The sequence below is a fragment of the uncultured Hyphomicrobium sp. genome (assembly GCF_902826555.1).
Classification (GTDB): domain Bacteria; phylum Pseudomonadota; class Alphaproteobacteria; order Rhizobiales; family Hyphomicrobiaceae; genus Hyphomicrobium_C.
In genome coordinates this window covers 1-11,976 of the sequence record NZ_CADEFI010000011.1, presented here as the reverse complement: position 1 = coordinate 11,976, position 11,976 = coordinate 1, and the positions used below count along the sequence as shown (strand labels likewise).

Below are 11,976 nucleotides of genomic sequence, written 5' to 3'. Positions count from 1 at the left end.
GAGGTGACGGGCGTTTCCCCTGGAAACGCCCTATTCTGCTGCCATGACAAGGCGCGAATCGAGCGAAGGAACCCTGCATGACAGCCGCCCCGACTGGAGCCCCGACCATGCGCGCGATCCTGGCCGGACTTGCCTGCGCGGTGCTCTGTCTCGCGGGGCTGACGGGTTCCGCCTCGGCCGCGGCTCGTAGCTCCGAGAAGTTTGCCAAGACGCTGGCTCCCGCCGAGCGCAAGGTCTTCGAGGACTATTTGTCGGCGAAGGCGACGCACGAGTTCAAGAGCGATGCCTATTGGCGTGAGGTCTCCGACAAGAAGGCATTGCGGCGCGGCAAGCGCGGCCGTAGCGAGACCGTCATCGCCGCCGACTACGTCACCACGTTCCCGCCGAAATATGCAGGCCCCGAGCTTCCCGCGGCCCTGGCCAAGCGCTGGGACGCCTATCAGGCCGAGGATGAGAAGGACAAGACGAAGGAGCCGCCGAAGCCGAAGCCCGGCATCACCGAGTTCCTGTCCTACGCCAAAGCCGAGTACGACTTCGAGCCGGAGCGCGTCCCGGAGCGCGAGTTCAAGCTGCGCTATGCGCGCGAGGCCCTTTCTCTGGGACTGACCGGCGATCAGGTCGTACGCGTCTATGCGCTCGAGACGAGCGGCCTCGGCACCGCCGACATGGTATCGGGCATTCACCCGATCAAGAAGACGGGAACGCCGATCTCGACGGCGATTGGCTACGCCCAGCTCCTCGTCGCCAACACGACCGACGAACTCGCAAAGCACGGCGCCAAGTTTCTCGCGCGTCTGAAGGCGATGTCCGCCGATCGCAGCCTCGGTCCCGACCGGCGGCGCGCGCTTGCTGACAAGCACGAAAAGCTCGCCGCCATGATCAAGGCGGCCCGCTCCGTGCCCCACCGCTGGGACCAGCACGTCGCCTTCGCGCGCACGCGCCGTGGCATGGGCATTCACGCCATCAATCTCGATGGCGACATCGGGCCCTGGCTGCAGGTCATAAAGCTGTATGGGCTGAAAGAGATGGCCGACAACGCCGGCATGAAGGCGCTGACCGGTGCCGAAATCGAGCTCATGAACCTCGCTGGTCCCGGTACGGGTCTCGAGATGATGCGCCCCGCGGCAAAGAACGCGGCGACGACGAATTTCTTCGCCCGCGACGCCTATTTCCGCAACACGATCGTCCGCGAAAAGTCGAGCGCCGAGCTTCTCGTCGCCCTCGACAAGCGCATGGACGACAACCTCACGAACACCGGCGCCATCGAGTTTGCGGAGGTCTTCCGCGAGGCCAACGCCGACGTGGCCTCCGGCCGCTGACGGCACAGCCACCACGGCGCCGGTTCATCGCGTCTTTACTTTCATGCGCACACTGTACGTCCCGGGACGTCAGCAGGCAGGCGGACAGTCGCGTCTGCCTGGAGGAGAATGCTATGTCGATCGGGCGGCGCGCGTTTCTGAAATATGCGGTCGCGGGCTGCGCGTGCTGCACGGTGCCGGGACTGGCGATTGCGGACGATCACGCCGGGTTCCGGGGTGGTCCTACGAGGGCAACACGGGGCCCGATCATTGGGCCGATCTGTCGCCCGACTTCACGGCTTGCCGGATCGGCAGCCAGCAGACACCCATCGATCTTTTGAACGCGCAAAAGGCCGAGGTGAGCATCGAGATCGACTATCGCCCGCTTCCGCTCCGCCTCGCGAACAACGGTCATACCATCCAGGCCGCCGCAGCCGACGGCGGCGCGGTATCGATCGATGGCACCGGATACGATCTCGCACAGTTTCATTTTCACCATCCGAGCGAACACACGCTCGACGGCGTCGCCTTCGACATGGAGCTGCACCTGGTTCACAAATCAGGCGCGGGTGGCCTTGCAGTGGTGGGCGTCTTCATGAAGGAGGGAAGCCACAACAGCGCTCTCGATGCCGTTTTCAACTGTATGCCGCTGAATGCGGGGGGCGAGGTTCTGGCTGTCGAGCGGTTCGATCCGGCCGTGCTTCTGCCAAAGTCCCGGACAGGGTTCCGTTACACCGGGTCGTTGACGACCCCGCCCTGTTCCGAGGGCCTCGTGTGGACGGTCTTCCAGGATCCGATCGAGGTCTCACGGGAGCAGATCAGACGGTTCGCGCTCCTGTTTCCGAACAACGCCCGCCCAACTCAGCGCAAGAGCGATCGCGGGCTCGCCGAGGCTAGATGAACCTGAGCTTCGCGCCTCATGGCCACTTCACTACCGGCGGCAGCGACGACAGGATGCTGTCCACGTTGCCGCCGGTCTTGAGGCCGAACACCGTGCCGCGGTCGTAGAGCAGATTGTACTCCACATATCGACCGCGCCGCACCAGCTGCTCCTCGCGGTCCGCCTCCGTCCACGGCATCGAATAGTTGCCGCGCACCAGCATCGGATAGACGCGTTGGAACGCGCGACCCACGTCCTGTGTGAATGCCAAGGCCGCATCCCAGCCGCCGTCTTCCTCGGTCGGCGTCAGGTAGTCGTAAAAGATGCCGCCGACGCCGCGCGCTTCCTTGCGGTGCGGCAGGTAGAAGTAGTCGTCGCACCATTTGCGCAGCTTGGCGTAGTCGGCGATTTTTTCATGGGCCGCACACGCGCTGTACATCGACGCGTGAAAGGCGAGGCTGTCCGTATCCTCCTCCTTGCGCCGCCGGTCGAGAACGGGAGTGAGATCCGCCCCACCCCCGAACCACCATTTGCTGGTGACCACCATGCGCGTGTTCATATGCACGGCCGGCACGTTGGGGTTCTGGGGATGCGCGATGAGCGAGATGCCGGAAGCCCAGAACTGCGGGTTCTCCTCGGTGCCCGGGATTTGCTTGCGAAACTCCGGGGCAAACTCGCCGAACACGGTTGACGTGTGCACGCCGACTTTCTCGAACACGCGCCCCTTCATCACGCTCATTTTGCCGCCGCCGCCCGGCGCCCCCGTATGGTCGGTGCGCTGCCAGGGCGTCTGCACGAAGCGGCCCGGCGCCTCGCCGCCGAGCTGCGCCGTCGCAGGAAGATCCGCCTCGAGCCTTTCGAAGCTGGCGCAGATTTCGTCCCGCAACGTCTGAAACCACGCCTCGGCAGCAGTTTTTCTGGATTCGATGTCGGCTGCCGTCTCGGCCATGCTTGCCATTTCCTCGCGAGTTGCCCATCTGTGGGGTTCCGGGCCATCGTTTGGGCACGATGGATCGGTAGCGCATAGCCTGTCCCAGGAGAAACGAGAAGGGGTTTGCGCCAAAGACCGTGATCGTTTCGGACCCTGGTCGCTCGGATCGCCGCGCTGTCTGACAGGTGAGGGATGCATCGACGGCGCGGGAAAGCTCCGAAGCGTGAATCATTGTCTGACCCGTCGGCCGCGGGCTCGCCACGCACGTTACCGCACCTAGAAAGAGCCTGATGTTCCGCTGGTTTGAAACCCGAGTTGACCCGTTCGCGCCGGCCCCGAAGGAGCGTCCGCCAGCGAGCATTGCGGCGTTCTACTGGCATTACATCAAGCCGGTCTGGCGTCCCTTTGCCGTCCTGCTCGTCATCGGATTCTTCGGATCTCTGATCGAGGTCATCCTGATGGCCTTCGTCGGCAACCTCGTCGACATGATGCGCGCCGCGAGCTCTCCGCAGACTTTTTTTGCAGAGAATGCGACGGTGCTGTTGGTCATGGCGTTCGTGGCGCTTGTCGCGCGGCCCGGATTCTCCGCCGCCCACGATCTGGTCAAGAACCAGATGATCACCCCGTCGGTCACGACGCGCATCCGCTGGCAGACGCACACCTATGTGCTGCGCCAGTCGCTGGCCTTCTTCCAGAACGATTTCGCGGGCCGCATCTCGACGCGCATCATGCAGACCGGCGCGTCGCTGCGCGATTCTGTCGTCCAGGGCGTGGATGCCATCTGGTACATGGCCGTGCACGTCATCGGTGCGCTTGTCATCTTCTGGGAGGCCGATGCCCGCCTCGTGCTGCCGCTCGTGAGCTGGATCGCCCTTTATGCCGTTGTGCTCTGGCATTTCGTGCCGCGCATCCAGAAACTTTCGACGGAAGCCTCCGAGGCGCGCTCCTGGCTCACGGGCCGCGTGGTCGACAGCTTCACCAACATCCTGACTGTCAAGCTCTTCGCCCACGCGGAGCGCGAGGAGGCCTACGCCAAGGAGGCGATGCAAGGCCATTTGGAGCGCCATCAGGCCGCAAACCGCAACCTCACCGTCATGGAGTTCGTGCTCTACGCGCTGAACGGCGCTCTCTTGGTGTCCGTCGCCGGGCTCGCACTCTGGCTCTGGAGCCGCGACGCGGTGTCGATGGGCGCCATCACCGTTGCCATGACGCTTTCCATCCGCATCATCGCCATGTCGGGATGGATCCTGTTCACGGTCGCCGGCATCTTCGAGAATATCGGCGTCGTGCACGAGGGCATGCAGACCATCTCGCGCGACTACGAGGTCATCGATCGGCCCGATGCGCGCGCACTCGAGGTGCCGAAGGGCGAGATCCGCTTTGACACCGTCCGCTTCCACTACGGCAAGGTGAAAAGCGTGTTGGATGAGGTCTCGCTGACCATTAAGCCGGGCGAGAAAGTGGGCATTGTCGGCCGCTCGGGAGCCGGCAAGTCGACGCTCGTCAACCTGCTCCTGCGCTTCTATGACGTGGAAGGCGGACGCATCCTGATCGACGGCCAGGACATCTCGCACGTCACGCAGGAGAGCCTGCGCGCCTCCATCGGCCTCGTGACGCAGGATACGTCGCTGCTCCACCGCTCGGTCATGGACAACATCCTCTATGGCCGTCCCGAGGCGGGCGAGCAGCAGGCCATCGCCGCGGCCAAGCGCGCGCACGCCCACGAGTTCATTCAGGGGCTCGAGGATATGAGCAACCGGCGCGGCTACGAGGCCCACGTCGGCGAGCGCGGCGTCAAGCTGTCCGGCGGCCAGCGCCAGCGCATCGCCATCGCCCGCGTTCTGTTAAAAAACGCGCCAATCCTCGTGCTCGATGAAGCGACCAGCGCACTCGACAGCGAGGTGGAGGCCGCCATCCAGGAAAGCCTGTCCGAGCTAATGGCGGGCAAGACGGTCATCGCCATCGCCCACCGGCTGTCGACCATCGCCGCCATGGATCGCCTGATCATCATGGATCAGGGCCGCATCGTTGAGCAGGGCACGCACATCGAGCTTCTGCGCAAAGGCGGCCTCTACGCCAGCCTCTGGGCCCGCCAGTCCGGCGGCTTCCTCACCGAGGACGCGGCGGAATGAGAAGTCCCGGCTTCCTGATGCATGATTGCTCGATGGATTTAATCACGCATCAGGGAGCCGGGACTTCTTCAACTCGGCAGTGCTTGCGCCTTAGTACTCCGCTCTCAGTGTCAACCCGACTTGGCGCTCGTCACCGATGAAGCCATAGGCTGGCGAAATACGTCCGCCATCCACCTCGTTCACGCTTGTGAGGTACTGCTCGTCGAACAGGTTCTTGGCGAAGAGCGTGAGCGTGTAGCTCTCCCACTCCCAGCCCAACTCGGCGTCTACGACTGTGTAGGCGTCGACGTAACCCGTGTCGAAGTTGGCGACATTGCCCGAGCTGTAATAGCCGTCGACATGGCGCACGTTGGCGCCGGCGAACCAGCCGGTTGGCGAATGATACATGGCGCCGGCGGAGAAGGTGAAAGCCGGGGCTTCCGGATACTCGTTGCCCGAATAATCGTCGTCGAGGTCCGGACCGAGCACGATGTCGTCGAACTTTGTTTTTAGAAGTCCGATCGAGCCGAAGATTTGCAACGCGGGAATCGGCCTCCAACGAGCTTCCAACTCGGCACCGTAAGAATGCGAGCTGGCTGCGTTGAAGATCGCCTGAACGGCGTAAGTGTCAGTAAGCACCGCGACCTGCTGATCCGCATACTCGTTGTAGAAAACGTTGGCGTTGAAATCCAGCGTCTTTCCTAGCCAATTCGACCGGTAAGACAGCTCATAGGTGTCGACAAATTCTGGATCGACAGTCGAGACGATGGTCGTTTTTAATGTCCGAATGACTTGCTCGTATCCGCTTCGATAACCCTTGTTATAGGTCGCGCCAACCGTCTGATTTGAAGTCAGATCGTAGGTGACTCCCACCTTCGGCAGAAATTCTTCGAACGTCGCCTTTGTCTTGGCATTGTACGGATCGTAGACCGGAATTCCTGTCACGATGAATTGGAACAAGTCTGCGTCGGTCGTGCTCAAATTGTTGCTGTCTTCTGAAGTCTCGATGGTGTCGCGCAGCAGGCGTCCACCCGCGTTAAACGACCATCGATCCCAGCGATAGCGAAGATCGGCGTACGCCGCGAGATTGGTCGTCTCGGACCCGTACGTTCCGGTGCCAAACAGAACCGGATGGTTGGGAAACCCATAGCCAGTGTAGAAATAGTCCAGGTTGGCAGTTGAATGCCCGAAGTTGTCTCGCTTCAGGTGGCCGTATGAAAGACCGACGACGCCGGAGATCCCGTTGCCGCTGTTGTCGATCTCGAGCCTGAGATCCTGGGTGAAGTCCGTAGCATCGGTATTGTCACCGTAACGGCTGAAGGCCGCGCCGGGCGCAGTCTTGATCGTGTTCTCCGTGTCTGCAAATGCAGTCACACTCCGAATTGTAAGGCCGGGCATGAACTCGTAGGAGATGTCGGCCGCATAGTTGTCGGCGGACCCTTCACGAAAATCGGTAAAGTCAGAGCTCGCATCAAGCCGGCGACCGAAGTTCGGGCCGGATACCTGGGCGCTGCCAGGCTCGTCATTGGTGCGTGCAATTGTGAACAGTGCGCTGAACCCCGGCAGGCTGTCCGGCTCGATCAGGAGCTTGCCGCGCAGCGTGTCGTAGGCATCGAGGCCCAACTGTTCATTGTAGGGATCCGAATAGCTGATGCCCCGGTCATGCTCCGTCTTGTATCCGGAAATGCGAAATGCCGATTGACCGGAAACGATCGGAGCGTTGAGGACGAAGCCTGCACCATAGAGGTCATTGGTGCCGATCGTACCCTCGACAACACCGCCGAGTTTGTAAGTTGGGTCGTTGGTCTTGACGATGACGGTTCCGCCGAGCGCGTTGCGCCCCTGCAGCGTCGACTGCGGGCCGCGCAGCACTTCCACCTGCTCCACATCCCAGAGACCGCGCGCACCGCGGCGCACCGCGTCCGGGTTCTGGGTCACGCCATCGACAACGACGCCGATCAGCGGCACAGCGGAGATATGTTGCAGCCCCGTCTGACCTTCCGAATTCAAACCGCGGATCACGAATCCGGTATTCGGATCCTCCGAAGTGATCACGTTGGCGGTCTGCTCGATCGCCGCATCGAGATCGCGGATCTGCCGTTCTTCGATCTCCTCGCCCGTGACGACGCCGACGCTCGTCGTCGTGTCGCGAACCGTGCGGACGATCTTCTCGCCTTCGACAACCTGCTGCTCGAGAGCCGCGCCTGCCGGGACTGCCGCCAGCCCGGTCTGCTGCGGCGCGCTCTTGCGCAGCTTCTCTTTCTTGATGTTGCGCTTGGCTGGCGCCTCGACGACCAGCCCCGGCAGCTCGGTGATCTCTTCCGTTGCCGCTGCGGCCGGCGGTGTGGCCGCGGCTTCTTGGGCGATAGCTTGCTGTGTCCAGCCGGCTGCAACCGCCAACGCCAGTGTAGAAATCGTCAGTTTAACGGTGCCCACGTCTACCCCCAGAAAAGATGACTATTAATATCAACTAATCCGAAGGGGCGATGAATGTCGACAAATTTAGTAATGTTTGTTGTTGCGTAAGCGCAACGAACGCCTGCAATCATCGAGAAATGGCGTGCGCACGGATCAATCTGCAAAGCATACGGACGCGTTTCCAAGCATGTCGGGATGTTTGTCTGACATGCGGGGTAAAATTCCGGTGCGATAAAGCGAAGGGCGGCGTTCCGGGAACGCCGCCCTGATTGTTTTTAAGAGGTCGCCCCGCGATCAGGCGGCGAGATCGAAGCGGTCGGCGTTCATGACCTTGGTCCAGGCCGCGACGAAGTCGCGGACGAACTTGTCCTGTGCGTCCGCGCTGGCATAGACCTCGGCTAAAGCGCGCAGCACCGAGTTCGAGCCGAACACCAGATCGACGCGGGTGCCGGTCCATTTCCTGGCGCCGCTTTTGCGGTCAACACCCTCGAACACCTCCTTGGTCTCGGAAACCGCCTTCCACTGTGTTCCCATATCCAGGAGATTGACGAAGAAGTCGTTGGTCAGGGTGCCGGGCCGCTCGGTCAGAACGCCGTGAGTCGAACCGCCAGCGTTGATGTTGATCGCGCGCAGACCACCGATCAGCACCGTCAGCTCGGGCGCGGTGAGCGTCAATAGCTGTGCCTTGTCGATGAGAAGCGCCTCGGCCGGTACGGCGTAGCGGGCCTTCTGGTAATTGCGGAAGCCATCCGCGACCGGCTCGAGATACGCAAAGGATTCGGTATCGGTCTGCGCCTGCGAAGCATCCGTACGGCCCGGTGTAAACGGCACCGAGACGCTATGGCCGGCCGCCTTCGCAGCCTGTTCGACGCCGGCGTTGCCTGCCAGCACGATCAGGTCGGCGAGCGAGATCTTCTTGCCGCCGCTCTGGTCGAGATTGAACTCGAGCTGGATGCGTTCCAGGACCTTGAGCACCTTCGCGAGCTGCTCGGGCTGGTTGGCGGCCCACTCCTTCTGCGGTGCAAGGCGAATGCGCGCACCGTTGGCGCCGCCCCTCTTGTCGCCGCCGCGGAAGGTGGAGGCCGAGGCCCAGGCGGTACCGACCAGTTCGGAGACGGTGAGGCCCGAAGCCAGCACCTTGGCCTTGAGCGCGGCGGCGTCTGCGGCGTCGATCAGCGGATGATCGACGGCGGGAACCGGATCCTGCCAGATTAGCTCTTCCTTCGGCACTTCCGGACCCAGATAGCGCGAACGCGGTCCGAGATCGCGATGTGTCAGCTTGAACCATGCGCGCGCGAAAGCTTCGGCAAACGCCTGCGGATTTTGCAGAAAACGCCGCGAGATTTTCTCGTAGGCCGGATCGAAGCGCAGCGACAGATCGGTCGTCAGCATCTTCGGCCTGCGCTTCTTAGACGGATCGTGCGCCTCGGGGATGACGTCCCCGGCGTCCTTGGCCACCCACTGATGGGCCCCGGCGGGAGACTTCTCCAGCTCCCATTCGAACTTGAACAGGTTCTCGAAAAAGAAGTTGCTCCACTGAGCGGGCGTCTGCGTCCAGGTGACCTCGAGACCACTGCCGATGGCATCGGCGCCGTGACCGGTGCCGAAATTGCTGGTCCACCCGAAGCCCTGCGCTTCGAGATCCCCGGCCTCGGGGTCCGCGCCCTTATAGGATTCGGCAGCTGCGCCGTGCGTCTTGCCGAACGTATGCCCGCCGGCGATGAGCGCGACGGTTTCCTCGTCGTTCATGGCCATGCGCTTGAACGTTTCCCGGATGTCCTTCGCGGCCGCCACCGGATCGGGATTGCCGTCCGGGCCTTCCGGATTGACGTAAATCAGGCCCATCTGAACAGCCGCGAGCGGATTTTCGAGATCGCGCTCGCCCGAATAGCGGCTGTGGGGATTGTTGCTGAGTGCGAGCCAGGTGGTCTCCCGCCCCCAATAGACATCCTGATCCGGTTCCCAGGTGTCCTCTCGTCCGCCCGCGAACCCGAAGGTGCGGAAGCCCATCGTCTCGAGCGCCACATTGCCGGTGAGGATGAAGAGATCCGCCCAGGAAATCTGCTGTCCGTACTTCTTCTTGATCGGCCAAAGCAGGCGGCGCGACTTGTCAATATTGACATTGTCCGGCCAGCTGTTGAGCGGAGAAAAACGCTGTTGGCCGCGGCCGCCGCCGCCGCGGCCGTCTCCCGTGCGGTAGGTGCCGGCGCTATGCCAAGCCATGCGAATGAACTGCGGACCATAGTGGCCGAAGTCGGCGGGCCACCAATCCTGCGATTCGGTCATGAGCTGGCGCAGATCGTTCTTCAGCGCCTCGTAATCGAGCTTCTTGAACTCCTCGCGGTAGTTGAACGTCTGTCCCAGTGGATCGGATTTGGATGAGTGTTGGTTGAGCAGGTCGACGCGCAGCTGGTTCGGCCACCAATCGCGGTTCTGCGTTCCGCCGGTGCCATGAGAAACCGGGCACTTGCCCGGGCCTTTGTCGTCGGTCTTTGCGTCCATCGTGCTCTCCGATCGTGTCTTGTACGTCTGTCGAGGTGTTCCGGAATTATCGTCTGTCGTTTGCGTTGGGTGCGAGCATGAGACTGCGCACGTGCTGGCGTCGTTCGACGCGTACCGGCCCGAAGCGAAAGGTCATTGGTATGCGGCGCCTCCGGGCGGTGACTGCTGATCCGAAACAGGAGCAGGCCGCCCATTGTTTAGAGGGGTTCCAGACAATTAAAGGGCCGAGGTCATAAGAGCAAATATATTTGGTATATCGACTCGATAGGAAACTCTTATGGATCGAGCCCAACCGGATATCCTGGAGCGCAGGCAGTAAAGCGCCCGCGGAGAGCTGTCTCCACGGGCGCCGAAAGTGTCCGAAAATGCGAGATCTGCTGACTACATGTCCATGCCGCCGGCGCTGTGATCGGCGTCCTTCTTCGGCGCCTCCGCAATTGCGGCCTCCGTCGTGATCAGAAGTCCGGCGATGGACGCGGCATCCTGCAGCGCCGTGCGTACGACCTTGGCCGGATCGATGATGCCCTTCTCGATCAGGTCGCCGTATTCGCCAGCCTGCGCATCGTAGCCGAAGTTGGCACCCTTGCTCTCCAGCACGCGGCCGACGACGATCGAGCCTTCGGTGCCGGCGTTCTCGGCGATCTGCCGGATCGGCGCCTGCAACGCCTTGCGTACGATCGCGATGCCGGCCGTCTGGTCGTCGTTGTCACCCTTCGACGTTATGGCGTTGGTGGCTTTGAGCAGCGCCACGCCGCCGCCCGGCACCACGCCCTCCTCGACGGCCGCGCGGGTGGCATTGAGAGCGTCGTCGACGCGGTCTTTGCGCTCCTTGACCTCCACTTCGGTGGCGCCGCCGACTTTGATCAGGGCCACGCCGCCGGCAAGCTTCGCCAGACGCTCCTGCAGCTTCTCGCGGTCGTAGTCCGAGGTCGTCTCCTCGATCTGCGCCTTGATCTGGCTGACGCGGCCTTCGATTTCCTTCTTCTTGCCGGCGCCGTCGACGATCACCGTGTCTTCCTTGCTGATGGTGACGCGCTTGGCGCGCCCGAGCATGTCGACCGTCACGTTCTCGAGCTTGATGCCCAGATCTTCGCTGATGGTTTGCCCGCGCGTGAGCACCGCGATGTCCTCGAGCATGGCCTTGCGGCGATCGCCGAAGCCCGGGGCCTTGACGGCCGCGATCTTGAGTCCGCCGCGCAGCTTGTTGACGACGAGTGTAGCCAGAGCCTCACCCTCGACCTCCTCGGCGATGATGAGCAGCGGCTTGCCCGTCTGAGCGACGGCTTCCAGCACCGGCAACAGGGGTTGCAGGCCCGAGAGCTTCTTTTCGTGAATGAGGATGTAGGGCTCGTCGAGCTCGGCGATCATCTTCTCGGCGTTGGTGATGAAGTAGGGCGAGAGATAGCCGCGGTCGAACTGCATGCCCTCGACGACGGTAAGCTCCGAGTCGAGGCTCTTGGCCTCCTCGACGGAGATGACGCCCTCGTTGCCGACTTTCTGCATGGCTTCCGCGATCATGGCGCCGATCGCGCTTTCGCCGTTGGCGGAGATGGTGCCCACCTGGGCAATCTCCGACGAGTTTTTGACCTTCTTCGCCTTCTTGCCGATCTCGGCCACCACCTCTGCGACGGCTTGGTCGATGCCCCGTCTGAGGTCCATCGGGTTCATGCCGGCGGCGACGGCCTTGAGGCCTTCGCGCACGATGGCTTGCGTCAGCACGCATGCGGTCGTCGTCCCGTCGCCGGCCAGGTCGTTGGTCTTCTGGGCCGCTTCACGGACCATCTGTGCGCCCATGTTCTCGAGCTTGTCCTCGAGTTCGATCTCCTTGGCGACGGT

General features: G+C 62.5%; 7 protein-coding genes. 3 read left to right on the top strand and 4 right to left on the bottom strand.

Going from position 1 to position 11,976, the window contains the following annotated elements; translation table 11 throughout:
- Nucleotides 1-77: 77 nt before the first annotated feature.
- Together QZV93_RS06970 and QZV93_RS06965 are read left to right on the top strand one after the other, a co-directional pair.
- Nucleotides 78-1,319 carry a hypothetical protein gene (locus tag QZV93_RS06970; RefSeq protein ID WP_295557111.1) on the top strand — a complete coding sequence of 414 codons (1,242 nt, stop codon included), beginning with the start codon at nt 78-80 and terminating at the stop codon, nt 1,317-1,319.
- A gap of 163 nt (nt 1,320-1,482) precedes the next feature.
- Nucleotides 1,483-2,199, top strand: coding sequence for a carbonic anhydrase family protein (locus QZV93_RS06965; RefSeq protein ID WP_295557109.1), 717 nt, complete (start codon nt 1,483-1,485; stop codon nt 2,197-2,199).
- A gap of 16 nt (nt 2,200-2,215) precedes the next feature.
- Here QZV93_RS06965 and hemF read toward each other — a convergent pair whose 3' ends face one another.
- Nucleotides 2,216-3,127, bottom strand: a complete 912-nt coding sequence (gene hemF / locus QZV93_RS06960; protein WP_295557107.1) for an oxygen-dependent coproporphyrinogen oxidase — start codon at nt 3,125-3,127, stop codon at nt 2,216-2,218.
- A gap of 272 nt (nt 3,128-3,399) precedes the next feature.
- On the opposite strand from hemF, the gene QZV93_RS06955 reads away from it, so the two are divergent.
- Nucleotides 3,400-5,241: an ABC transporter ATP-binding protein gene (locus tag QZV93_RS06955; protein ID WP_295557106.1), complete on the top strand. Its 1,842-nt coding sequence runs from the start codon at nt 3,400-3,402 to the stop codon at nt 5,239-5,241.
- Between the two features lie 90 nt (nt 5,242-5,331).
- Here QZV93_RS06955 and QZV93_RS06950 read toward each other — a convergent pair whose 3' ends face one another.
- The 3 genes from QZV93_RS06950 to groL all read right to left on the bottom strand — a co-directional run.
- On the bottom strand, nt 5,332-7,656 hold the full coding sequence (locus QZV93_RS06950) for a TonB-dependent receptor (RefSeq protein WP_295557104.1): 2,325 nt from the start codon (nt 7,654-7,656) through the stop codon (nt 5,332-5,334).
- 276 nt (nt 7,657-7,932) lie between these two features.
- Complete coding sequence (gene katG / locus QZV93_RS06945) at nt 7,933-10,140, bottom strand: catalase/peroxidase HPI (RefSeq protein ID WP_295557102.1); 2,208 nt, start codon at nt 10,138-10,140, stop codon at nt 7,933-7,935.
- A 381-nt stretch (nt 10,141-10,521) separates the two neighbouring features.
- On the bottom strand, nt 10,522-11,976 hold a 1,455-nt coding region (gene groL, locus QZV93_RS06940; RefSeq protein WP_295557100.1), incomplete at its 5' end, for a chaperonin GroEL.